Origin of the sequence: Anaeromyxobacter sp. SG64 (genome assembly GCF_022690745.1) — a bacterium.
In the GTDB taxonomy this organism is placed as follows: Bacteria; Myxococcota; Myxococcia; order Myxococcales; family Anaeromyxobacteraceae; genus Anaeromyxobacter; species Anaeromyxobacter soli.
The window spans coordinates 45,790-68,065 of sequence record NZ_JALCZB010000017.1; the positions used below are offsets into that span (position 1 = coordinate 45,790).

20 protein-coding genes are annotated in these 22,276 nt (G+C 74.6%); 9 read left to right on the forward strand and 11 right to left on the reverse strand.

Annotation, left to right across the window (positions count from 1 at the left end; translation table 11 throughout):
- Positions 1 to 9: 9 nt before the first annotated feature.
- Entirely contained in the window at positions 10 to 1,122 is a 1,113-nt protein-coding gene (locus tag MNZ29_RS24895; RefSeq protein WP_242354584.1) for a TonB family protein, read from the forward strand.
- 78 nt (positions 1,123 to 1,200) lie between these two features.
- Positions 1,201 to 1,683 (forward strand): methylglyoxal synthase, encoded by a 483-nt coding sequence (locus MNZ29_RS07700; protein WP_242336531.1) that lies wholly within the window; start codon positions 1,201 to 1,203, stop codon positions 1,681 to 1,683.
- Between the two features lie 48 nt (positions 1,684 to 1,731).
- Here MNZ29_RS07700 and gcvPB read toward each other — a convergent pair whose 3' ends face one another.
- From gcvPB to folD, 6 genes are all read right to left on the reverse strand, one after another.
- Positions 1,732 to 3,303 carry an aminomethyl-transferring glycine dehydrogenase subunit GcvPB gene (gcvPB, locus tag MNZ29_RS07705; RefSeq protein ID WP_242336528.1) on the reverse strand — a complete coding sequence of 524 codons (1,572 nt, stop codon included), beginning with the start codon at positions 3,301 to 3,303 and terminating at the stop codon, positions 1,732 to 1,734.
- A gap of 2 nt (positions 3,304 to 3,305) precedes the next feature.
- Positions 3,306 to 4,643 (reverse strand): aminomethyl-transferring glycine dehydrogenase subunit GcvPA, encoded by a 1,338-nt coding sequence (gene gcvPA / locus MNZ29_RS07710; protein WP_242354600.1) that lies wholly within the window; start codon positions 4,641 to 4,643, stop codon positions 3,306 to 3,308.
- Between the two features lie 88 nt (positions 4,644 to 4,731).
- Complete coding sequence (gene gcvH / locus MNZ29_RS07715; RefSeq protein ID WP_242336522.1) at positions 4,732 to 5,118, reverse strand: glycine cleavage system protein GcvH; 387 nt, start codon at positions 5,116 to 5,118, stop codon at positions 4,732 to 4,734.
- A 17-nt stretch (positions 5,119 to 5,135) separates the two neighbouring features.
- A complete protein-coding gene (gene gcvT / locus MNZ29_RS07720; protein ID WP_242336519.1) occupies positions 5,136 to 6,218 on the reverse strand; it encodes a glycine cleavage system aminomethyltransferase GcvT in 1,083 nt (360 codons plus the stop codon).
- 200 nt (positions 6,219 to 6,418) lie between these two features.
- A complete protein-coding gene (locus MNZ29_RS07725; protein WP_242336516.1) occupies positions 6,419 to 7,555 on the reverse strand; it encodes a metallophosphoesterase in 1,137 nt (378 codons plus the stop codon).
- On the reverse strand, positions 7,552 to 8,397 hold the full coding sequence (gene folD / locus MNZ29_RS07730; RefSeq protein WP_242336513.1) for a bifunctional methylenetetrahydrofolate dehydrogenase/methenyltetrahydrofolate cyclohydrolase FolD: 846 nt from the start codon (positions 8,395 to 8,397) through the stop codon (positions 7,552 to 7,554). Before folD ends, MNZ29_RS07725 begins: the two co-directional genes overlap by 4 nt.
- Before the next feature lie 129 nt (positions 8,398 to 8,526).
- Here folD and MNZ29_RS07735 point away from each other — a divergent pair, with 129 nt between their 5' ends.
- The 3 genes from MNZ29_RS07735 to add all read left to right on the forward strand — a co-directional run bounded on the left by MNZ29_RS07735 (position 8,527) and on the right by add (position 10,304).
- Positions 8,527 to 8,745 (forward strand): hypothetical protein, encoded by a 219-nt coding sequence (locus MNZ29_RS07735; protein ID WP_242336510.1) that lies wholly within the window; start codon positions 8,527 to 8,529, stop codon positions 8,743 to 8,745.
- A gap of 74 nt (positions 8,746 to 8,819) precedes the next feature.
- Entirely contained in the window at positions 8,820 to 9,296 is a 477-nt protein-coding gene (locus tag MNZ29_RS07740; protein WP_242336507.1) for a hypothetical protein, read from the forward strand.
- 12 nt (positions 9,297 to 9,308) lie between these two features.
- The gene (add, locus tag MNZ29_RS07745) at positions 9,309 to 10,304 is read left to right on the forward strand and encodes an adenosine deaminase (protein WP_242336505.1); all 996 of its coding nucleotides are present in this window, start codon (positions 9,309 to 9,311) and stop codon (positions 10,302 to 10,304) included.
- A gap of 68 nt (positions 10,305 to 10,372) precedes the next feature.
- Here the strand turns inward: add and MNZ29_RS07750 are convergent, their stop codons facing one another.
- The 5 genes from MNZ29_RS07750 to purM all read right to left on the reverse strand — a co-directional run bounded on the left by MNZ29_RS07750 (position 10,373) and on the right by purM (position 15,557).
- Positions 10,373 to 11,671, reverse strand: coding sequence for a DUF6178 family protein (locus tag MNZ29_RS07750; protein ID WP_242336502.1), 1,299 nt, complete (start codon positions 11,669 to 11,671; stop codon positions 10,373 to 10,375).
- 168 nt (positions 11,672 to 11,839) lie between these two features.
- On the reverse strand, positions 11,840 to 12,061 hold the full coding sequence (gene rpmB / locus MNZ29_RS07755; RefSeq protein ID WP_242336499.1) for a 50S ribosomal protein L28: 222 nt from the start codon (positions 12,059 to 12,061) through the stop codon (positions 11,840 to 11,842).
- Positions 12,062 to 12,190: 129 nt separating this feature from the next.
- Positions 12,191 to 13,744: an NAD(P)-binding protein gene (locus tag MNZ29_RS07760; protein WP_242336496.1), complete on the reverse strand. Its 1,554-nt coding sequence runs from the start codon at positions 13,742 to 13,744 to the stop codon at positions 12,191 to 12,193.
- An 89-nt stretch (positions 13,745 to 13,833) separates the two neighbouring features.
- Positions 13,834 to 14,526, reverse strand: coding sequence for a phosphoribosylglycinamide formyltransferase (gene purN / locus MNZ29_RS07765; protein WP_242336493.1), 693 nt, complete (start codon positions 14,524 to 14,526; stop codon positions 13,834 to 13,836).
- Positions 14,523 to 15,557, reverse strand: coding sequence for a phosphoribosylformylglycinamidine cyclo-ligase (gene purM / locus MNZ29_RS07770; RefSeq protein WP_242354617.1), 1,035 nt, complete (start codon positions 15,555 to 15,557; stop codon positions 14,523 to 14,525). The genes purN and purM overlap by 4 nt, the downstream gene beginning before the upstream one ends.
- Positions 15,558 to 15,916: 359 nt before the next feature.
- Between purM and accD the strand changes: the two genes are divergently transcribed.
- The 4 genes from accD to MNZ29_RS07790 all read left to right on the forward strand — a co-directional run bounded on the left by accD (position 15,917) and on the right by MNZ29_RS07790 (position 22,224).
- A complete protein-coding gene (gene accD, locus MNZ29_RS07775; protein WP_242336487.1) occupies positions 15,917 to 16,774 on the forward strand; it encodes an acetyl-CoA carboxylase, carboxyltransferase subunit beta in 858 nt (285 codons plus the stop codon).
- Positions 16,775 to 16,836: 62 nt separating this feature from the next.
- The gene (locus MNZ29_RS07780; protein ID WP_242336484.1) at positions 16,837 to 18,048 is read left to right on the forward strand and encodes a folylpolyglutamate synthase/dihydrofolate synthase family protein; all 1,212 of its coding nucleotides are present in this window, start codon (positions 16,837 to 16,839) and stop codon (positions 18,046 to 18,048) included.
- A 91-nt stretch (positions 18,049 to 18,139) separates the two neighbouring features.
- On the forward strand, positions 18,140 to 19,687 hold the full coding sequence (locus tag MNZ29_RS07785) for an AMIN domain-containing protein (RefSeq protein WP_242354637.1): 1,548 nt from the start codon (positions 18,140 to 18,142) through the stop codon (positions 19,685 to 19,687).
- A gap of 41 nt (positions 19,688 to 19,728) precedes the next feature.
- Positions 19,729 to 22,224 carry an LPS-assembly protein LptD gene (locus MNZ29_RS07790; RefSeq protein ID WP_242336478.1) on the forward strand — a complete coding sequence of 832 codons (2,496 nt, stop codon included), beginning with the start codon at positions 19,729 to 19,731 and terminating at the stop codon, positions 22,222 to 22,224.
- The last annotated feature ends 52 nt before the right edge of the window (positions 22,225 to 22,276 follow it).

Here is a 22,276-nt window from a genome sequence, read left to right on the forward strand (position 1 = left end):
GAGCGTCCGGTGCGGCGCGCCCTCGTCGCGCTCGTCGCGTCGGTGGCCCTGAACGCGGCGGTCTTCGCCGCCATCCACTCCGCGGGCGCGTTCGCGCTCTCCCGCCGCGCGGAGGCCGTCGCCCGGGTCGGGCTGGCCGCGGTGTCCGCAGCGCGCTGGCGCGCGAACCGGCTCGTGTCCGCGGAGCGCGCTCAGCCCACGCCCCTCGAGCCCGCTCGCCGCCCGCCGCCGGCGGTGGACGAGCGCCCCGACCCCCGCGGCGAGGTCGTCGCGGCGCCCCCGTCCGCGGATCGGCGCGCGCCAGAGCGCTGGCGGTTCCTCTCCGACCACGACGGCAGCGCGCCGCGCGACGTGCAGTCTCGCGAGGCGGGGAAGCGGCGCTGGGACACCCCGCTCGCGCGGCCCACCCCGGGCCCGGAGGGCGCCCAGGGGATCCCACGGAACGGAGAGGGCGGCAGCGCCGAGACGCCCGTGCCCGGCCGCGAGGGCTCCGCGGACGCGGGCGAGGCGGTCGCGCGCGCGCGGGCGGCGCTCGCGCCTGCGCCCGCCGGAGAAGCTCCCTCGGGTTCCGCCGCCTCTGCAGCCCGCGAGGCCGCCCCCGCGGCGGCGGCCGGGGAGGGTGGCGCGCGCAGCACAGGACCCTACGACCCGCGCCTGCTGCCGACCGCGTCCACGTTCGAGCGGCTCGCCGGCGGACCGGGCGAACGGCTCCACGACGTGGAGGAGGGCGACGCGACGGGGCTCAACACCCGCCGGTTCCGCTTCGCGGAGTTCTTCCTGCGCGTGAAACGTGCGATCGCGCGCGAGTGGGACCCGAACCGGACCTGGGACGCGCGCGACCCCGCCTCGCAGCGGTACGGCCGGCGGACCCGCGGCACGACGGTGGACATCGTGCTCGAGCCGGCGGGCGGCGTCCGCGACGTGCGCCTCGTGGCGAGCTCTGGCCTCGACTTCTACGATCGCGAGGTCGTGCGCGCGATCCGCGCCGCCTCGCCCTTCCCGAACCCGCCGCGAGCGCTCGTCGGCGCCGACGGGCGGATCCTGCTCGCCCGGTGGCGCTTCGAGCTCGCCTGGGACGACGCGCGGCCGAGGTTCGCCCTGCCGGACGCACCTCGGCCCTGAGGGCGGCCGCTCGCCCGGGCGCCCGTCATGTCACCGACGCGCCATGTTCCTGAGCGGCGGATGCGGTATATCCCCCCGATGGATCAGCCGCAGCGCGTCAAGATGGAAGGCGTCAAGAACGTCGTGCTCATCGCGCACGACAGCCGGAAGGACGATCTCCTCGAGTGGGTGAAGTACAACCGCGAGGTGCTGAAGGAGCACCGGCTGTTCGCGACCGGCACGACGGGCGGCCTGGTGCAGGCCGCGACGGATCTCCGGATCACGCGCTTCAAGAGCGGGCCGCTCGGGGGCGACCAGCAGGTCGGCGCCAAGATCGCCGACGGCGAGCTCGACGTGCTCATCTTCTTCTGGGATCCGCTCGAGCCGCAGCCCCACGATCCGGACGTGAAGGCGCTCCTGCGCATCGCCGTGCTCTACAACATCCCCACCGCCTGCAACCGGTCGACGGCCGACTTCATCGTCGCCTCCGAGCTGTTCCACGGTGAGTACGACCGGATCGTCGAGGATCACGCCGCGGTCCGCGAGGCGTACCTGCGCTCGCGCGCGGCCCGCGGTTACTGAGCGCGGGCGGGGCACCCCGGGCCGAGGCCGCGGGGTGCCGGCCCGCCGTCACTCCACCTTCATCCCGGGGCGCCACCGCAGGATCGGCTTGCGGGCGGCGCGCGTCTCGTCGAGCCGGGCGCGGAAGGGCCGGGTCGGCGCCGCCTTCACCGCCTCGGGATCCGCCTGCGCCTCCTCGGCGATCGCCTTCATCGCGGTGCAGAAGCGCTCGAGCGTCTCCTTCGACTCGGTCTCCGTCGGCTCGATCATGAGCGCGCCGGAGACGACGAGCGGGAAGTAGACCGTGGGCGGATGGAAGCCGTGGTCGATGAGCCGCTTCGCGACGTCCATCGTCGTGACGCCGTGAACCTTCTGCAGCTTGTCGTCGAAGACCACCTCGTGGAGCGAGTCCGTCTCGTAGGGGAGGTTGTAGGTGCCCTGCAGGAGCTTGCGGACGTAGTTGGCGTTCAGCACCGCGAGCTTCCCGGTCTCGGCGACGCCCTCCGGGCCGTACTCGCGGATGAGGGCCCAGGCGCGGACGAACATCCCGAAGTTGCCCCAGAACTCGCGGAGCTTCCCGATCGTCTGCGGCCGCTCCTTCGGCTCGACGAGGAGGCGGTACCGCTCGCCCTCCTTCACGACGACGGGCAGGGGAAGGAAGGGCGCGAGCTTCGCCTTGACCGCGACGGGCCCGGAGCCCGGGCCGCCCCCGCCGTGCGGCGTCGCGAACGTCTTGTGCAGGTTGTACTGCATGACGTCGAAGCCCATGTCGCCCGGGCGCGCGACGCCGAGCAGCGCGTTCATGTTCGCGCCGTCGCCGTACACCAGGCCGCCCTTGGCGTGCACGATCTCGGCGATCTCCGCGATGTTGCTCTCGAAGATCCCGAGCGTGTTGGGGTTCGTGATCATGATCGCGGCGACGTCCTCGTCCATCGCCGCCGCGACCGTCTCCGGGTGGAGCCGGCCGTCCGCGCCCGACGCGAGCTGCACGACGTCGTAGCCGTTCAGCGCCGAGGAGGCCGGGTTCGTCCCGTGCGCGGTGTCGGGGATGAGCACCTTCTTGCGCGGGTTGCCGTGCGCCTGGTGGTAGGCGCGGATGAGCATGAGCCCGCACAGCTCGCCCTGGGCCCCGGCCGCGGGGACGAGCGTCGTCTGGTCGAAGCCGGCGATCTCCGAGAGCGCCCGCTCGAGCCGGTACATGAGCTCGAGCGCCCCCTGCGCGAGCTCCGCGGGCGCGAGCGGATGCACGTTGGCGAAGCCCGGCAGGCGCGCGAGCGCCTCGCTCGACCTCGGGTTGTACTTCATGGTGCAGGAGCCGAGCGGGTAGAAGCCGGTGTCGATCCCGTGGTTCCAGGAGGACATCCGCGTGAAGTGGCGGACCACCTCGAGCTCGGAGACCTCCGGCATGCCCTCGACGCCGTCGCGCAGCAGCGCGGCCGGGAGCTCGCGGGCCGGGTCGAAGTCGCCGCCCGCAGCGGGCAGCGACACGCCGCTCCGGCCGGTCGAGCCGCGCTCGAACAGGAGCTGCTCCTCGTGCACGAGCCCGCGCGTCGCGCCGCCCGCGCCGACCTCCGCGTGCGCCGTCGCCGTCACCTTCGCGTCCTTCTCCATGCTGGGCTTCCAGCCGGTGGGGTTTCCCATGGCTATCCCTTCACCGCCTGCGCGAAGAGCTCGATGAGCTCGGGGGTGTGCAGCTCGGTCGCGACGCAGAGGAGCGCGCCCTTGGCCCCGCGGAGCTCCGGGTACCAGCGCGCGAGCGGCGCGCCGGCGGCGATGCCGCGCTTCGCGAGGCGCGCCACCACCGCCTCGGCGTCCCCGACGTCGAAGGCCAGCTCGTTGAACGACGGCGCGGAGAACACCGGGGAGATCCCGGCGCGCCCGAGCGCGTCCTTCAGCAGCCGCGCGCGCGTGAAGTTGAGCCGCGCGAGCTCGGTGAGGCCCTTCTTGCCGAGGAGCGACAGGTGGATCGTCGCGGCGAGGGCGCTGAGGCCGGAGTTCGTGCAGATGTTGGAGGTCGCCTTCTCCCGCCGGATGTGCTGCTCGCGCGTGGAGAGGGTGAGGACGAAGCCGCGGCGGCCGTGCTTGTCCACCGTCGCGCCGCAGACGCGGCCCGGCATCTGCCGGACGAACTGCTCGCGCAGCGCGAAGAAGCCCGGCGCAGGGCCGCCGAAGGCGAGCGGGTTGCCGAAGCTCTGGAAGGTCCCCACCGCGACGTCGGCGCCGAGCGCGCCCGGCGCCTGGAGGAGGCCCAGCGCGACCGCCTCGGCGGTCACGGAGATGGTGAGCGCGCCGGCCCGCTTCGCGATGGCGGCGGCCTCCGGGAGCGCGTCCACGACGCCGAGGAAGCTCGGGTAGCCCACGATGACGGCGGCGGTCCCGCCGTCCACCGCCTTCTCGAGCGCGGCGAGGTCGGTCCGTCCGTCCGGGCCGAACGGCACGGTCGCGATCTCGTCGCCCGTGGACCGCAGGTAGGTCGCGAGGACCTTGCGGTACTCGGGGTGGACCGCGGCCGAGACCACGATCTTGCTGCGCCCCGTCACCCGCGTGGCCATGAGGGCCGCCTCGGCCATCGCGGTCGCGCCGTCGTACATGGAGGCGTTCGAGACGTCCATGCCGGTGAGGAGGCACACGAACGTCTGCCACTCGAAGAGCGCCTGCAGCGTGCCCTGCGAGACCTCCGGCTGGTACGGCGTGTAGGCGGTGAAGAACTCGCCGCGGAGCAGGAGCTGGTCGACGACCGGCGGGACGTGGTGCGGGTAGCAGCCGGCGCCGACGAACGGCGTGTGCGCGGTGTCGTTGCGCGCGGCGAGCGCGCGGAGCTCGGAGAAGAGCGTGACCTCGTCCGCCGCGGGCGGCAGGTCGAGCGGGCGGGAGAGGCGCAGCCGCTCCGGGATCGAGCGGAACAGGGCGTCGAGGCTCTCCGCCCCGATGGCGTCGAGCATCGCCCGGACGTCCTCGGGCGTGTGCGGGTGGTAGCGCAAGGCGCGGACTCCTGTGGCGCGCGCGAACCCGTCCCGGGACGGCCGCCCGCGAATGTCTCGGTGACGACGCCCGCCGGGCGGCGGACGCCTACTCCTGCTCCTCGACGAACGCGCGGTACGCCTTCGCGTCCATGAGCGCCTCGAGCTCCTTCGGATCGGAGGGCTCGACGACGATCATCCAGCCCTCCTCGTACGGATCGTCGTTGATCGTCTCGGGCGCGTCGGCCAGCGGGTCGTTGACCTCGACGACCTTGCCGGAGAGCGGGGCGAAGAGCTCGGAGACGGCCTTGGTCGACTCGACGACCCCGAACGACTCCCCCTTCTTCACCGTGTCCCCGACGTCGGGCAGCTCCACGAACACGACGTCGCCGAGCTGATCCTGGGCGAAGTCGGTGATCCCGATGACGACCTGCGTGCCCTTCGTCCGGGCCCACTCGTGCTCGCGCGTGTACTTCAGGGTGTCGGGGATTTCCATGGCGTCCCTCTCCTCGGTCACTTCCGCGTGTAGAACGGCGTCTTCACGACCTTCGCCGCGGCGGCGCGGCCGCGGATCTCGACGCCGAAGGTCGAGCCCTCCGCGGCGAGCGCCGGCGGGACGTAGGCGAGGCCGATCGAGGTCTTGAGCGACGGGCTCTTCGTCCCGCTCGTCACCTCGCCGACCTTCCGCCCGTCCTGCACCACCGGATACCCGTGGCGCGCGATCCCCGCGTCGGTCAGCACGAAGCCGACGAGCTTCCGCGCGAGGCCCTGCTCCTTCTGGCGGACGAGCGCGTCGCGCCCGATGAACTCGCCCTTGTCGAGCTTCACCACCCAGCCCAGGCCGGCCTCGAGCGGCGTCGTGCCGTCGTCCATGTCCGAGCCGTAGAGCCGGTAGGCCATCTCGAGCCGGAGCGAGTCGCGCGCGCCGAGGCCGCACGGCTGGATGCCCTCGGCCTGGCCTGCGTCGAGGAGCGCGTCCCACAGGCGCGGCGCGGCGGCGGGGGGGCAGAAGAGCTCGAAGCCGTCCTCGCCGGTGTAGCCCGTGCGCGCGACGAGGCAGGGCACGCCCGCGACCTCGCCCTGGGCGAAGCGGTAGGAGCGGATGGGCATGAGATCGAGCGGCGTGAGCCGCTGGAGGAGCTGCGCGGCGCGCGGCCCCTGCAGCGCGAGCTGGGCCCAGTCGTCGGACTCGTTCTTCACGTCCGCTCCGCCCGGGTGGCCGGACAGCCAGTCGAAGTCCTTCTGCCGGTTGCCCGCGTTCACGCACACGAGCAGGTCGTCGGCCGCGCGGCGGTACACGACCACGTCGTCGACGATCCCGCCGGACTCGCGGCAGAGGCAGCCGTACTGCGCCTGGCCGTCCGCGACCTTCGAGAGGTCGTTCGTGAAGAGCCGGTTCAGCGCCTCGAGGGCGCGCGGGCCGCGGAACACGACCTCGCCCATGTGCGACACGTCGAACAGGCCGACGCGCGTGCGGACCGCCTCGTGCTCCTCCAGGATGCCGGCGTACTGGACGGGCATCTCCCAGCCGGCGAAGTCCACCATCCGCGCGCCGGAACGGACATGCGTTTCGAAGAGGGGCGTTCGCTGGGCCATGGGGCGCCTCGGGGACCGGAAGGGCGGGCGGATTCTATCGGGGTCGACTGTCGGGTCAAGCGCGCCGGGACCGGCGGAAGATCTCGCGGGGACGCGCCCTTGGACTACCGCTCCCGCGAAGGGTCCGCAAGGCAGGAATGGCGGAGGCGCCCCGCGCCCCCCGGAACGGGCGCGCTCGCGGCGCTCGCACTCGAGGCGTATCAGGGGCAGGCGACGGGCTCGCAGCGTCCCGCGCCCACGGCCGCGCAGCAGTAGAGCGGTGCGCCGCCGTCGTCCTCGAAGCGGTAGCGCCAGCCCGCCCGCGCGACCTCGAGCACGCCGAACCCCCACCGCACCGACGCGAAGATCACCTCGGTGCCCGGGACCGACGCGGTGTCGAACCGCTCCGACGGGCGGCCCCGCGCTCCGTTCCCCGAGACGAGCACGTCGAGGCCGCTCGGCGCGCGGAGGTGCTGGAGATCGTGATCGTGCCCGGCGAGGAAGGCGCGGACGCGTCCCCCGCCCGCGGCGAGGAGCCGGTCCATCCGCGCGAGGTAGTCGGGCGTCGCGTCGGTGCGGTGCCCGCCGGCGGCGACCGGCGGGTGGTGGCCGACGAGGAAGCACCAGGGCTTGTCGCAGCCGCCGGGCTCCGCGTCGCAGGCGTCGGCCCGGCAGCCGGGCGCCTCCTCGCGCACGAAGGCGACCTCGTCGTCGAGCGCGAACCCGCCGTACGCGCCCTTCACGAGGTTCGTGTCGACCACGAGGAAGCGGGCCGCGCCGCGATCGAGCGCGTAGTGCCGCGCCGGCATCTGCCAGAGCGGCGACCGGTGCGCGACCTCGAGGCAGGCCTTGAGCCGACCCTCGGCGACGGGGTCCCCGCCCTGGCTGCAGCTCCCGCCGGACGCCACGTCGTGGTTGCCGAGCGCGAGGTAGACCTCCGCCGCCGGCGTGCCGGCGAGGGTCGAGAGCGGCCCCTCGTGGCGAGCGAACCCGGGGTCCGCGGGCGCCGCGAAGCCGGGGGCGAGGGTGTTGCCGTCGGCGCCGAAGGCGCAGGCGGACGCCCCGGGCACGGTCGTGCTCGGGCCGCACGGGTAGACGTCGTCGCCCGGGAAGAGGGCGAGCGCGAAGGGCGACCTCCGGTGGGCCGAGGACACGGCGCGGGCGACCTCGCGCTGCTGGTCGGTCCCGTCCCCGAAGTCGGCGAGGTGGAGGACGCGCAGGAACGGTCCGGCGAGCTCGGGGGCGGGCCCCGGCCGGCGCGCGCGCTCGGAGCGGACGGTGAACGTCGGGCTCGATCCGCAGCCGCCGGCCGCGAGCGTGAGCGCGACGAGCGCCGCGGCGAGCCGGGCCCGGATCACCGCGCGCGCGCCCTCGCGAGGTCGATCGTGTTGACGAGCAGCATGGCGCGGGTCATCGGCCCGACGCCGCCCGGCACGGGCGTGATCGCGGAGGCGCGCCGCGCGGCCCCCGCGTACTCCACGTCGCCCACGAGCCGCCCGTCCTCGAGCCGGTTCATGCCGACGTCGATCACGACCGCGCCCTCGCGGACCCAGTCACCCCGGACGAGCTCGGCCTTGCCGATGGCCGCGACGAGGATGTCGGCGCGGGCGACCTCGCCGGCGAGATCCTGCGTGCGCGAGTGGGCGATCGTCACCGTGGCGTGCTTCTCGAGCAGCATCGCGGCCATGGGCTTGCCGACGATGTTGGAGCGGCCGACGACGAGGGCGCGCTTGCCCTTCGGGTCCACCTTGGCCTCCTCGAGGAGCCGCATCACGCCGGCGGGGGTGCACGGGCGCGGCGTGCCGGGGATGCCGATCGAGAGCGCGCCGACGTTGAACGGGTGGAAGCCGTCCGCGTCCTTGCGGGGATCGATCGCGTCGAGGACGGTGCGCTCGTCGAGGTGCTTGGGGAGGGGGAGCTGGACCAGGATGCCGTGGATGGTCGGGTCGGCGTTGAGCCGGCCGACGAGCGCGAGCAGGTCGGCCTGCGACGTCGTGGCGGGGAGGTGGTGCTCCACGGAGCGGATCCCGACCTCCTCGCAGTCCTTGCGCTTTCCGCGCACGTAGATGGCGGAGGCGGGGTCTTCGCCGACCCGCACCACCGCGAGGCCGGGGGCGATCCCGACCGCCACGAGCGCGCGAACCGCCTCCGCGACCTCACTCCGCACCTTCGCCGCGATGAGCTTACCGTCGATGATCATAGGGCTCGGCAGTATAGCGAAGGCCGCCGGGAGCGGCGCCCCCATCCTGGCCGCTTGGCGCGGAGCCCGGCCCGCCCCACCGTCAGGGTCATCCCTCGGTCCGCTCGCACGCCGCCCCGGAGGCCGACCATGGCCCTGTATCGCTTCCTCTTCGCTCCGGCGCTCCTCGCCCTCGCCGTGCTGGCCGGCCCCGGCCGCGAGCAGGGGCCCGTGACCCAGGCCGAGCCGCCGCGCGTCGTCGCGCCCGAGCGCGCCGCGGCGGCGCCCGCGCCGCAGGCCCAGGGATCGCTCTCGCGCGCCGTCGCGAAGCACGCGCCGCGAAACCCCGCGCGGCCGGCGCGGCGCTGATCGCGCACGGGGCGAACGCGACCGGGTCCGGCTAATATCCCGTCGCGCGCCGACGCGCTCCGGGAGAACCGCCGATGGCAGAGCTGTGCGAGAAGTGCACGACGCCCCTCGACGACGCGGGCCACTGCGTCACGTGCGAGGCCGACGCCGAAGGGCTCGCGCTGGTCACGCGCTCCGGCTACGCCTCGGTGCGCGAGATGATGTCGCTCCTCGAGGTCGAGGGGCTCGGGCCGGAGATGGAGAAGGTCCCGCCGGCGCGCCCCGAGGAGCGCGCCCATCCGCTCTGGAACCTGTACGTGCCGCGGGACGAGGCCCCGCGCGCGGTGGAGTTCCTGCGGAGGGACTGGGCGGAGCTGCTCGAGGATCCCGAGGCCGCGGCGGCCGCGGCCCGGGGCCAGGCGGGCGTGGATCTGGACCAGGACGGGGACCTCACCTGCCCGGCCTGCGGGCACGTGTTCGCGGTGCGCGGCGGGGAGGAGGCCGAGTGCCCGGAGTGCGGTCTCGGGCTCGGCGCGCCGTCGAACGCCGCGCCGGACGAGTCGCAGTCCTAGGATTAGAGCCCCATGCCCAGGGAGCTCGCGGACCTCCACATCCACGTCGGCGGGGCGGTCGCGCCCCACGTCCTCTGGTCGATCGCCCACGAGCAGGGGTTCAAGCTGCCCGTCTCCGACTACTGGGAGTTCAAGGAGCTCGTCTCCGCCCGGCCGGGGAAGGTGAAGTCGCTCGACGAGTACCTCGCCGTCCTGCACACCTGGACGGAGAAGATCCAGTCGTCGCCGCAGGCGATGGAGCGCAGCGTCTACGAGGTCATCGGCAAGGAGTACCGCTCCTCGCGCGTCTCGCTCATCGAACTGCGCTTCAACCCCATGAAGCGCAACGTCGGCGGCGAGCGCGATCTCGATCACATCATCCACGCGGCGCTCCGGGGCATGGACCGCGCCCTCCTCGAGTACGGCGTCCGCGCCGGGCTCATCTTCTGCCTCGCCCGCGAGTTCGACGCGCACCTCAACGAGATCCTCGTCGAGAAGGCCATCAAGTACCGGCGCCGGGGCGTCGTCGGGATCGACCTCGCGGGGACGGAGCGGAACGCCCTCGAGCTCGACGGCCGCGAGGTGAAGCGCTACCGCGAGCTCTTCGCGCGCGCCCGCGCGGCGGGGCTCAAGACCACCGTGCACACCGGGGAGACCGCCGGGACGGGCGCCGAGGGGGTGCGCGCCGTCGTGGAGGAGCTCGAGCCCCAGCGGATCGGCCACGGGATCTGCGCCGCGAAGGACGAGCGGGTGATGGATCTCCTGCGCGAGCGGGGGATCGTGCTCGAGATCTGCCCGAGCTCCAACCTCGCGACCCGCGCGGTCGCGTCGCTGGCGGAGCTCGGGGGGATCCTGCGGCGGTTCTGGGAGCGCGGGGTGAAGTTCACGATCAACACCGACGGCCCGTACCTGCTCGACACGGACATGCGCACGGAGGTGCGGCTCCTGCGCGACGGCGGCATCCTCTCCGACGAGCAGATCGACCAGACGCTCGCGTGGGCCCGCGAGGCGAGCTTCATCGAGGATTGATCACACGGGGCCTGCGGCCCCGGCCCCGGCGGGCTCGCTTCGCTCCGCCCCACGACCGCCGCGCTCCGTCAGCCCGCAGCCTCCGCCTCGGCCGCATCCAGCGCGGCGGCGGTGCGGGCGAGGTCCTCGGACGAGCGGAAGTGACGCGGCTCGAAGGCGGCCGCCATCGGGGTGCCCCACTCCTCGGGCGGCGCCTCGATGCCGGGGAAGTACCGAGGCCGCCGGTGCACCAGGGCGGCGAGCATCTCGGAGAGCGGCGAGCGGAAGCGCTCGGGGCCCCCCGCCGCCGACAGGATCCGCTCGGCGCGCCAGCGCAGCTCGAGCACGCGCCCGAACCCCTCCTGGAAGATCCGCTTCACCGGCGTCTCGGCGAGCGCCTCGATCGCGCGGCCCTCGTCGCCGCCGGCGAGCTTCTCGAGCCCGAGCTCGAGGTAGGCGCGCGCCGCCTGGAAGACCCCTCGCACGGCGTCGAGGTCGCCGGGGTCCACCGCGTCGGCGACGAGGACGGCGTTGGCGGCCGACACGATCTGCCGCTCGACGGCGTCGCGCTCCGCGGGCGAGAGCGCGGCGAACGCGCGGTCGAGCAGCGACGCCTGCGCGAGCGTCGCGAGGAAGAAGCCGGGCGGACGCGCGGCCAGCCCGGGCGCCGCGGCCGGCGTCCGCGGCGGGCGCGCGAACCACGAGAGGGCCTCCTCGAGGGACGGGTAGCCGAGATCCGCGAGGCGGGCGGCGCGCCAGCGGAGGGCCGTCTCCTCGAGCTCGCTCGGGAGGTCCCAGCGGAGCGAGGAGAGGAGCCGCGTCGCGGCGAACGGATCCTCGGCGTACAGGTCGTCGAGGACGCCGCGCACCGCCATGTACTCGGTGCCGTCCACGAGGAACTCGATCACGAACTTGTTCTCGGGCGTCCGCATGAAGCGGTCGCTCGTGAGCTCCGGATCGGGATCCTGCTCGAGGTCGTGGATGCGCAGGCTCGTGCGCAGGACGAGGTACAGCACCTCGCGGTCGAGCGCGGCGAGCTTCCGCTCCCAGCGGGCGGCGGCCTTCGGCTCGAGCTGCGCCCCGGCGCGCGCGGCGCGGAGCCACGGCAGCGCCTTGCGCGGCTCGAACCCCGACCGCGACCAGGCGTCGAGGTCGATGAAGGTCTTGAACTGCTGGGCCGAGGCGAGCTGCACGATGAACGCCGCGTCGGCGAGGCCCACGTCGCGGATCGTGAAGTACAGCTCGTCGGCGGGCAGGGCGCGCACGAGCGCCTGCGGATCGCGCGCGTCGAGGATGACGTCGAGCCGCTTGCGCCCACGCGCTGCGGCCAGCGCCGCGCGCGCGTCCCTCAGCTCGGCAGGCGCGAGCGCCCTGTTCTCCCTGGCCATCACGCACCCCCATGGTGCGCCACCCCGCGGCGGCGCAACGCGCTGCGCGGACCGCTTCGGGGCGGCAGCCCACCGGACGGACGACTGGAGAGACCGCGCGGCGCCGGGCGTCGTGGTGGCGCGCGCGAGGCCGGGGGAGGCGCCTCGGAGGCCGAGGCCGGCCTCGCGCTACGCCCGCGCGGCGGCGCGGGAGGCGCCGTGGGCGACCTTCACGATCTTGCCGGCCTTGAGGCAGCGCGTGCAGACGCGCACGTGCTTCACGGTGCCGTCGACCGTCGCCCGGACCGAGCGGAGGTTGGGCATCGAGCGGGTCTTCGTCTTGTTGTTCGCGTGGGAGACGTTGTTCCCGACGAGCGGGCCCTTCCCACAGATGTCGCAGCGGCGTGCCATGGCTTGCTCCGAAAATCCGAAAGAGCGCGGGATATTACGCAACGGCGGCGGAAATGCAAGAGGCTGGTTCACGCGGCGGGCGCTCGCCGCCGCCGCGCAGCAGTGCGGGCGTGACCCGCGCGATCCCGCCTACTTGAGCGGGTTCTTCGACCCCAGGAGCGCGGCCACGTGCCCGGCCGCCTGGATCCCCGCGTAGAACTCGCCCTCGATGCCGAGGCCCGGGAGCACCTCGCGGCCGGCGAAGAACAGGTTCTTCCAGGGGCCGCGCACCGGCACGCCGGTCACGCCCAGGAACTCGTCGAGGTTGGCCTCGTAGAGCGGGTGGACGGGAGGGAGATCGGCGGCCTCGGGAGAGGCGAGCAGGGGCGCCGACTCGGCGATGAGGTGGCGCTCGAAGAAGGGGATCGCGTCCGCCACCGCCTCGCGGATCCTGGAGGCGGCCTGCTGGAGCGCCGGCCGGCTCCGGACGTCGGCGGGGACGAACCCCGACGCGCAGACGACGCGCTCGTCCGAGACGGGCTCGCCGCCCGAGCCCTTGTCGCCGGGGCCCTTGCGCCCCTCGCGGCGCGCGGGGAGCACCTGCAGGAACACGGCGTTGTCGAGGCCGTCGCCGGCCGAGGCGTTGCGCAGCGCGATCACGTTCTCGGCGAGCGCCGGCGGGAGCGCGGCCTGCTTCACCACGAGGTTCACCGAGACGAGCTGACGCCGCGGGCGAATCCCGCGGAGCGGCTCTACGGCGCGCGACTCGCGGAGATCCGCGGGCAGGAGGTCGAGGAGGCGGTCCGCGTCGGTGGCCACGATGAAGGCGCGCGCCACGTGGGCGTCCGGGGAGTCGGCGAGCCGCACCGCCTCGACCTTGCCGCCCTCGATGTCGAACCCGGTCGCGACGGCCGGCTCGCCGGGGCCCCCGCGCAGCTCGCCGCGGGACTCCGCGATGCGCCGGCGCACCATCTCGCGCAGCGTGCCCTGACCGCCGGGGAGGCGGCTCGTCCCCCGGAACGCGCCGCCGAGGAGCCGGACGAGCGAGAGCGGGGAGGGCTCACCGTCGAGGTACGTGAGGAAGCGGTGCGCGATGGCGACGCTCTGGGCGAGCTCGTGGTCCTCGAGCCCTGCGAACGGCCTCGCGACGCCCACCGGCTCCTTCGGCGCGCCCGGCGCGGTCGAGGCGAGCTTGATGGCCTTCTTCACCTCGCGCCGCTCGATGAACCCGTCCGGAGGGAGCGGCGGCGCGGAGCGCAGGAAGAAGCCGGCGAAGTCGAAGAGGGTCCCGAGCGTCGCGAAGGCCGCCTCGAGCGCCTCCGCCTCCTGCGGCCACTCGCGGCGCAGCTCCGTGCGCAGGATGGCGGGATCGCGCGAGAGGTCGGCGCGGTGCTTCGGCAGGAGGAGCTGGAAGTCCGGATCCGAGGGCACGAGCGCGCGCGAGAAGTCGGTCGCTAGGCCGAGCTCGGAGAGGACCGCCTCCGCGCTCGGCAGCTGGCGCGGGGAGGGGACGACCGCCGGTCCGAAGGGCAGGATGTAACCCTGGTCGGCGTAGTGGAAGCCGGGGTCGTCGTGGGCGACGTGCAGGACGCGGAGGCCGCGCCGGGCGAGCAGCGCGCCGGCCACCACGCCGCCGAGCTGCGAGCCGACCACGCAGACGTCGTAGATGCGCTGGGTTGCGGGAGGACGGAAGGTCTGCGCCACGGGCGCGGGAGTCTACCCGGGTTCGGCCGCGCGCCAAACCTCTTCTCGACCCCGCCGCGATTCCGCGGCCGGGCGGCCGGCCGCTCGCTTCACGCCAGCTCCACGAGCGGGTTCGTGACCGGCCCGGGCGGAGCGAGCCGCGCACCCTCCACCCGCACGCGCCGCCCCTCGACCGAGAGCCGGCCCGCCGCCAGCCACTGGATGGCCTGGGGGTAGAGCCGGTGCTCCTGCTCGAGGATGCGGGCCGCGAGCGCCGCCTCGTCGTCGTCGGGCAGGACCGGCACGATGGCCTGCGCGATCACGGGGCCGGTGTCCGTCCCCTCGTCGACGAAGTGCACGGTGCAGCCCGCGAAGCGCGCGCCGTACTCGACGCACTGGCGCTGGGCGTGGAGCCCCGGGAAGCTCGGCAGCAGGCCGGGGTGCACGTTCAGGACGCGCGGGCAGCCGCGCGACGCGGGCGTCGGGCCGAAGGCGCGCAGGAAGGCGGGCGTGACGAGCCGCATGTAGCCGGCGAGGCACACGACCTCGACCCGGTGCGCGCGCAGGACCTCGACGAGCCGGAGGTCGTAGGCCTCGCGATCGGCGACGCCCTTCGACGGGAGCACCTCCGTCGCGACGCCCGCGCGGCGCGCCCGCTCGAGCGCTCCGGCGGTCGGGACGTTCGAGACGACCACGGCGACCTCGGCGTCCACGCGGCGTGCGGCGCCGCCTGCCCCGCAGGCGTCCAGGATGGCCTGCAGGTTCGTGCCGCCGCCCGACGCGAGGACCCCGAGCCGGATCACCGCACCACCTCGCAGGTGGCCTCGCCCGTGCCGTCCTCGATCTGGCCGACGGTCCACGCGTCGAGGCCGCGCGCGCGCAGCGCGGCGTGCGCTGCCGCCTCGTCGCCCGGCGCGACCACGGCGACGAGCCCGAGCCCCATGTTGAAGGTCCGGTACATCTCGTCGCGCGGCACGCCGCCCTCGCGCTCGACGAGGTCGAAGATGGCCGGCCTCGGCCAGCGCCGCTCCTCGAGCACCGCGCGCGTGCCGTCGGGCAGCGTGCGCGGCACGTTGCCGGGCAGGCCGCCGCCGGTGATGTGGGAGAACGCCTTGACCGGGACCGCCTCGAGGAGCGCGAGCACGTCCTTGGCGTAGATGCGGGTCGGCTCGAGGAGCGCCTCCGCGAGCGTGCGGCCTCCGAGGGCGTCGAAGCGCCGGTCGAGTGGGTTCTTCTCGAGGAGCGCCTTGCGCGCGAGCGAGTAGCCGTTCGAGTGGAGCCCGGTCGAGGCGACGCCGATGACGAGGTCGCCCTTCGCGACCGTCTTGCCGTCGACGATGCGCGAGCGGTCCACGCAGCCCACCGCGAAGCCCGCGAGGTCGTACTCGCCCGGGGCGTAGAAGCCGGGCAGCTCCGCGGTCTCGCCGCCGATGAGCGCGCAACCTGCCTGACGGCAGCCCTCGGCGATGCCCTTCACCACCTCGGCGCCCTGCTCGGCGGACAGCTTCCCCGTGCCGTAGTAGTCGAGGAAGAAGAGCGGCTCGGCCCCCACGACCGCGACGTCGTTCACGCACATCGCCACGAGGTCGATGCCGATCGTGTCGTGGCGGTTCGCCTCGAAGGCGACCTTGAGCTTCGTCCCGACGCCGTCGGTGCCCGAGACGAGCACCGGCTCGCGGTACTTCTTCACGTCGAGCGCGAAGAGCCCGCCGAACCCGCCGATCCCGGCGAGGACCTCGGGGCGGAGGGTGGGACGGGCGTGGGGCTTGATGAGCTCGACGAGGCGGTCGCCCTCGTCGATGTCGACGCCCGCGTCGCGGTAGGTCAGGGACATGGCGGGCCATTACCGCGACGGCGCGACGGCCGCAAGCTGCTCCCGCGCCGGGCAGGGCGACGGGGCGGACGCCGGCCGCCGCGCGCCGTGGCGCACGTCGTGGCCGCGCCCGGGGGGCGCGGTTGCTCCGGGTCGTCGCCTAGAGCGCGACCGCGAGGAGCAGGAGGGCGGCGAGGAGTACGGTGGTGAGGCGCATCGGGAGCGGCTTTCGCTCGGAGTGCTGGCAGGCATCGTAGCGGAGCGATCCGTCATCGCCAGTTTCCGGCCGCGTTCGTGCCGCGCCGCGTCGCGGGCGGTTCGTTGACACTGGCGCGTGAGGTCGGCTAAGCACCACTTCCTTCCGAGGTCACGCACCGCAAATGCCCTGGTTCTCCAAGCAGAAGAAGGTGAAGGCGAGGGAGTCGACCCCCGCCGCCCCGCCGCCGCCGCCCGCCAAGGGCGAGGGCATCTGGCACAAGTGCGAGGGCTGCGAGAGCGTGGTCGCGCGCGCGGAGCTCGAGCGCGAGTGGAACGTCTGCCCATCGTGCGGCCAGCACGAGGCGCTGCCGATCCGCCGCCGGTTCGAGCTCGTGCTCGACCCCGGCTCCTTCGAGGAGCTCGACGCCGATCTCACCCCGCAGGATCCGCTCGGCTTCGTGGACGCGAAGAAGTACCGCGACCGCCTGAAGGGCACCTACAAGAACACCGGGCTGCGGGACGCGTTCATCTCGGGGGTGGGCTCGATCGCCGGGCAGCAGGTGTCGATCGGGTCGTTCGCGTTCGAGTTCATGGGCGGCTCGATGGGCTCGGTCGTCGGCGAGAAGGTCACGCGGGTCTTCGACCGCGCCTTCGAGCGCCGGCTGCCGGCCATCGTCTTCAGCTCGACCGGCGGCGCCCGCATGCAGGAGGGCATCTTCTCCCTCATGCAGATGGCGAAGACCTCGGCGGCGCTCCACCGCTTCCGGGCGGTCAGGAAGCCCTACGTGTCCGTGATGCTCCACCCGACCACGGGCGGCGTGGCGGCCAGCTTCGCCTGGCTCGGCGACGTCGTCATCGCCGAGCCGAAGGCCCTCATCGGCTTCGCCGGGCCCCGCGTCATCGAGCAGACCATCCGGGAGAAGCTGCCGCCGGGCTTCCAGCGCAGCGAGTTCCTCCTCGAGCACGGGATGATCGACGCCATCGTGCACCGCCACGACATGCGGGATCGCCTCGGGCAGCTCCTGTCGCTCCTCGGCTGACCCGCGCGCGAGCGGCCGCGCCCGGCCCGGCGCGGTCCCGCGGCGCGCGCTAGCACACCGCCATGGCCGATCCCCACGCCTACCTCGCCGGGCTGCAGCCGCTCGCGATGCGCTTCGGGCTCGAGCGGATGCAGCGCGCCCTCGACGCGCTCGGCCGTCCGGAGCGCGCCTACCCCGTGCTGCACGTCGGCGGCACGAACGGCAAGGGCTCCACCTGCGCGATGGCCGCCGCCGCCCTCGAGGCCGCCGGCCACAGGGTCGGCCTCTACACCTCGCCTCACCTCGTCCGCTTCAACGAGCGGATCCAGGTTGCGGGCGCGCCCATCGGAGACCTGGACCTCGCCTCGGCGATCGAGGAGATCCGCCGGGCCTGCCCGTGGCACGACGCGGGCGAGGAGGGCGACCGGCTGACCTACTTCGAGTTCGCGACGCTCGCCGGCCTCCTCCACTTCGCGCGCGCGGGCGTCGGCGCCGCCGTGGTGGAGGTGGGGCTCGGGGGGCGCTTCGACGCGACGAACGCGATCGTGCCGCGCGTCACGGCGATCGCCGCCATCGGCCTCGACCACACGCAGCTCCTCGGCGACACCGTCGAGCAGATCGCCTTCGAGAAGGCCGGGATCTTCAAGCCCGGCGTGCCGGCGGTGGTGCACGGGCGCCAGCCGCCCGGGGCGCTCGAGGCGCTGCGGACGGAGGCGGCGCGGCGCGGCGCGCCGTTCGTCGTGGCCGCCCCCGACTACCCGGGCCCGATCGCGCTCTCCGGGCCGCACCAGCGGGGGAACGCCGCGCTCGCCCACGCGGCGCTGCGCGCGCTGGCGCGCGCCGGGGTCGCGGTTCCGGACGAGGCGATGGCGCACGGCATCGCGACCGCGCGCTGGCCGGGGCGGCTCGAGGAGCTCTCGGGCGTGCTGCTCGACGGCGCACACAACCCGGACGGCGCCGCCGCCCTCGCCGCCGCGCTCCGGGCGATGTACCCCGGCCGACCGGTCGAGCTCGTGTTCGGGGTGCTCGCCGACAAGGACCACGCGCACATGCTGGCCGCGCTCGTCCCGGCCGTCCGGGCGCTGCACGTCGTCACGCCTGCGTCCGCGCGGGGGCGGCCCGCGGCCGAGGTCGCCGAGGCGGCGCGCCGCCTGGGGGCCCGGGCGGACGTGCACGGCTCGGTCGCCGAGGCGATCGACTGCGCGCGAGGCGCCGCGGCGCCGGACGGCGTGGTCTGCGTCGCCGGCTCGCTCTACCTCGTGGGTGAGGCGCGCGGGCTCCTCGCGCCCAGGTAGTCAGATATCGCATTGGAACCCCTGGGCTTTTTTTGAGGGGGCGGCCGGTCGCATGCTAACCTGCCCGCCGACCTCTCTGGGGAGCCCACGCATGCGTCCTCGCCACCTCGTCGCGCTGGTCCTCGCCTTCGCGGGCAGCAGCGCCCGCGCCGCCGGCGCCCTCAACGTCGTCACCGCCGTCGAGGTGAAGGACGAGGGCGCCGCCGTGGTGCTCCAGGTGAAGGGCTCGAAGCCGCCGAACTTCACGACCTTCTCGATGGCCGATCCGCCGCGCTTCGTGATCGACCTCTCCGAGGCGCGTCTCCAGGGCGTCCCGGAGGACCTCGTCGTCCGGAACGGCGTCGTGAACCTCGTGAAGAACCTGTCGTACGGCTCCGAGGCGACCGCGATCACCCGGATCATGGTGGCGTTCCAGGTCGAGGTCGATCCGCCGGAGGTGCTGGCCGAGGGGAACACGCTCGTCGTCCGGGTCGCGAAGCCGGCGGGGGCGTCCCCGGCCGTGGCGGCCGACGACGGCGCCCGCGCGCGCGAGGCGGAGGAGGCGAAGGCTCGCGCCGCGGCCGAGAAGAAGGCGCAGGAGGAGGCCGCCGCCCGCGCCGCAGCCGAGGCCCAGGCGCGCGCCGAGGCGGAGAAGGCCGAGGCTGCGGCCGCGGCGGAGAAGGCGCGGGTCGCCGAGGTCGCGGCCGCGGAGGAGAAGGCGCGAGCCGCCGAGGTCGCGGCCGCGGAGGAGAAGGCGCGGGCCGCCGAGGCGGATCGCGCCAAGGCCGGGGTCGAAGCCGACGCGCAGCCGGCGAGCGCGGCGGCGGAGGAGCAGTCCCGCGCGGAGGCCGAGGCGAAGGGCGCCGCCGAGGCGCGCGCGGCGTACGAGAAGGAGCGGCAGGAGGAGGTCGCGAGGTCCGAGGCCGAGGCCCAGGCCCGGTCGCGCGCGGAGGGGGAGGCGCGCGAGGCCGAGGCCAGCGCGCGCGCGGAGGCGGACCGTCGGGCAGAAGAGGAGGCCGGCGCGCGCGCTGCGGCCGAGGCTCGGGCCGCATCGGAGCGCGAGCTCGCCGCGGCGAACGGCAAGGCCGCCGCGCTCGACGAGGCGCCCGCGCCGGAGCGGTCCCGGGGGGCGGCAGCGGAGTCGCATCCGGAGCCGGCGGCCGCGGTGGCCGAGACGGCCGCCGAGGCGTCCGCCGGGCGGCTCGACGTGGGGGCGCCGCGGGCGCAGCTCCGCGAGGTCGGGTTCAAGCAGATGTCCGGGGTCTCGCGCGTCTTCGTGCGCACCAGCGTGACGCCCCGGTTCTCCGTCCAGGACGTGGGCGAGAACGTGATCCGGGTCGAGCTCGAGAACACGCGCGCGACGCGCCGGAACGACCTGCGTCACCTCGACACGTCGTTCTTCTCCTCCGCGGTCGCGGTCGTCACCCCGGCGCGCCGCGGCTCGAGCTACGTCCTCGACATCAAGCTGCGCGAGCGGGTCCCGTACCAGCAGCGGATCGAGGGCGACATGCTCGCCATCGACTTCGAGCGGCCCGCCGCGCCGGCGTCACTGCCGGTGGCGGGGCCCGCCGGGGCCGCGCCGGGCGGCGGCGCCGCTGCCGACCCCGTCCCGGCCGCGCTCGAGGGCGAGGCGCCCGCGACGACGCCGGCCGCGAATTGACGCGACAGCGACGGCGCGCCGCGTAGAATCGCGCCCTCGCCGTGCACCGCACTCCGCTCCTCGCCGTTGTCGCGCTCGCGGCGCTCGCCGCGCACCTCGCCGCCGCCCAGGCGCCGGCGACCGCTGCGCGTCGGGGCGCCCTCCCGGAGGGAGACGTCCACGTCGACGCCGGGACCGTCACCTACGACGCGTCCACCGGGAGCTTCCTCGTCGAGGACGGGGCCGTGCTGCGGAGAGGCACCGTCGTCCTGCGCGCGCGGACCGCCCGCTATGACCCCGAGACGGGCCAGGTCGTGGCGACGGGCGGCGTCCTCCTCACGGACGCCACGCGCGCGGTGGCCGCGGATGGGGTCACCGCGGTGCTCGGCGGCCCGTTCGAGGCGCAGGACGTCGTCGCGTTCCTGAAGAGCGGGCCCGTGGAGCTCGGCGGGGCCGAGTCCATCGACGCGGCGCGCGGCCTCGGCCAGAACCGGCTCGTTTTCTCCGGCAAGTCGCTGCAGGGGGACCCCTCGGGACGGCTGAAGCTGTCCGGCGCCCGCCTCACGCTCTGCGACTGCGGGGCGGGCCGCGCGCCCTCGTGGGAGATCCGCGCGGCGAACGCCGAAATCATCGCGGGGAAGCGCGCCACGCTCTCGTGGCCCGTCGTCTACGTCACGCCCCGGTTCCTCTTCGTCGATCACCCCGTGCCGGTCCTCCCGCTGCCGTGGCTCTACCTGCCGCTCGGCGAGCGGCAGACGGGGCTCCTGGTCCCGCAGCTCGTGTCGAGCGGCGCGACCCGCTTCGCCGTCGACGTCCCCCTGTTCGTCACGCTGGGGCGAAGCGCCGACCTGACCTTCACGCCGGGCTACGCGTTCGGCCCGGGCAGCGCGGCGGTGGACAAGGGCAAGCCCGCCGTGCGCGGGCCCACCGCGCGGCTCGAGGGCCGCTGGGCCCCGGCGGTCGGGGCGGCGGGCCGGGCCGAGCTGACCTGGCTCCGGGACCTGGACGCCGAGCCGGGCGGTGAGTCCGGGAGCCGCTACGCGGTCGCCCTCGCCCACGCCCAGCGCTTCTCCGAGCGCACCTCGCTCCGCGCCGACCTCGCGCTCTACAGCGACCCGCTCCTCGCGCGCGACTTCTCGACCGACATCCTCGCGCGCGGCACGAGCTACCGGCGCTCGGACCTCGTGGTCGAGCACGCGCGGGACGCGCTCGTGCTGGAGGCGGGCGCCTCCTACCTGCAGCCGTTCCTCGTCTCGCCGGAGGGCTACGGCCTGTTCGGACGCGACGTAGACGAGCTGCACCGCTGGCCGTGGGCCTCGGCGACGCTGCTTCCGAGCTTCCTCGGGCCGCTGCGGGTGGAGGGGAGGGCGGGCGCGGCCCGCTTCGCGCCGGCTGCGTCGCTCGACGGAGGGACCCTCCGCGGCCTCGTCGCCGATGGCGCGGCAGGTGTGCCGTACGAGCTCCCGCGTCCGTCGGGCGTGGACCGGGTGCTGCGGCCCGGCGCCTCTCGCGGCGACGTCGGGCTGGAGGTCGCGGCCCCGCTGCAGCTCGGGAACGCGCTCGTGGTGGAGCCGTTCGTCCGCGGTGCGGCGCTCGGCTACGCGTTCGAGGACGGGACGGATCCCGCCATGCAGGCGTGGGGAGTCGCCGGCGCGCGCCTCGAGACGACCTTCGGGCGCGCGTTCGGGGCGATCCGGCACCGGGTGACGCCCTGGGTCGAGTGGCGGCTCGGGAGCGAGTCGGCGGGCAACGCGGATCTCCCGGCGGCGTACGACTCGCTCGACCGGGTCGAGCGCTCGTCGCTCGTGACGCCCGCGGGCGCGCCGGGGCCGGTGGAGCTGCCGCTGCCCATCCTGTCCGCCGCTCCGCGCGGCCGCTTCCAGCAGCTGCGTGCCGCGGTCGACACGCGCCTCTCCCTGCGCGGGGCCGACGTGCTCCGGCTCGAGCTCGGCCAGGACTACGACGTCGAGACCGGCCGGCTCGCGGAGACGTTCACGAGCGGCGAGCTGCGGGCGGGCCGCTTCAGCGCGGACGCCGCGGCGCGCTTCCTCGCCTTCGGCGGGCGCAAGGAGCCGGTGCCGCTCACCGGCGTGCCGCGGCTGCCGTCCTCTCCGCTCGATCGACTCACCGAGCTCCGAGCCTTCGGGTCCGTCTCCGATCGGCGCGGAGATGCGCTCCGGCTCGGGCTCCTCTCCATCGGGAGGGGCGCCTCGGGCAGCCTCGTCGCCGGGCTGGATCCGCTGTTCGATCTGCGGCCCGCGCCGCTCGAGGCGGTGGCGCAGGGGAACGCCGGCGTCACCGCCCGCCTTGGGGGAGCGACGGCGACCTACGACGTGCTCTTCCCGGGCCGTCCGGTGGTCCGCTCCTGCCCGGACCGTACCCGCGAGGTGGGTGCGCTCCACATCCAGCAGCACGTCGCGACGTTCGCCTGGCAGTCGCCCTGCCGCTGCTTCCGGGTGGCCGCCAGCCTCACCCTGAACGACTGTGGGGGGTTCACTCCTCGGATGATGATCGATTTGGCCCCGGTGGGGTCGACTCTCGCAGGTGCGAGTCGGTAGACTCTCTCCCCCCAGGCGGAGCGACTCGTCCGCCATTCGCGGGGGTTGCGAT

Coding starts and splice junctions, on each gene's coding strand:
- add (WP_242336505.1), top strand. CDS start 9,309: ATGCCCAGGGAGCTCGCGGACCTCCACATCCACGTCGGCGGGGCGGTC.
- MNZ29_RS07735 (WP_242336510.1), top strand. CDS start 8,527: ATGGCCCTGTATCGCTTCCTCTTCGCTCCGGCGCTCCTCGCCCTCGCC.
- gcvT (WP_242336519.1), bottom strand. CDS start 6,218: ATGGCCCAGCGAACGCCCCTCTTCGAAACGCATGTCCGTTCCGGCGCG.
- folD (WP_242336513.1), bottom strand. CDS start 8,397: ATGATCATCGACGGTAAGCTCATCGCGGCGAAGGTGCGGAGTGAGGTC.
- gcvH (WP_242336522.1), bottom strand. CDS start 5,118: ATGGAAATCCCCGACACCCTGAAGTACACGCGCGAGCACGAGTGGGCC.
- gcvPB (WP_242336528.1), bottom strand. CDS start 3,303: ATGGGAAACCCCACCGGCTGGAAGCCCAGCATGGAGAAGGACGCGAAG.
- MNZ29_RS07700 (WP_242336531.1), top strand. CDS start 1,201: ATGGATCAGCCGCAGCGCGTCAAGATGGAAGGCGTCAAGAACGTCGTG.
- MNZ29_RS07740 (WP_242336507.1), top strand. CDS start 8,820: ATGGCAGAGCTGTGCGAGAAGTGCACGACGCCCCTCGACGACGCGGGC.
- rpmB (WP_242336499.1), bottom strand. CDS start 12,061: ATGGCACGCCGCTGCGACATCTGTGGGAAGGGCCCGCTCGTCGGGAAC.
- MNZ29_RS07785 (WP_242354637.1), top strand. CDS start 18,140: ATGCGTCCTCGCCACCTCGTCGCGCTGGTCCTCGCCTTCGCGGGCAGC.
- MNZ29_RS07750 (WP_242336502.1), bottom strand. CDS start 11,671: ATGGCCAGGGAGAACAGGGCGCTCGCGCCTGCCGAGCTGAGGGACGCG.
- MNZ29_RS07780 (WP_242336484.1), top strand. CDS start 16,837: ATGGCCGATCCCCACGCCTACCTCGCCGGGCTGCAGCCGCTCGCGATG.
- purM (WP_242354617.1), bottom strand. CDS start 15,557: ATGTCCCTGACCTACCGCGACGCGGGCGTCGACATCGACGAGGGCGAC.
- accD (WP_242336487.1), top strand. CDS start 15,917: ATGCCCTGGTTCTCCAAGCAGAAGAAGGTGAAGGCGAGGGAGTCGACC.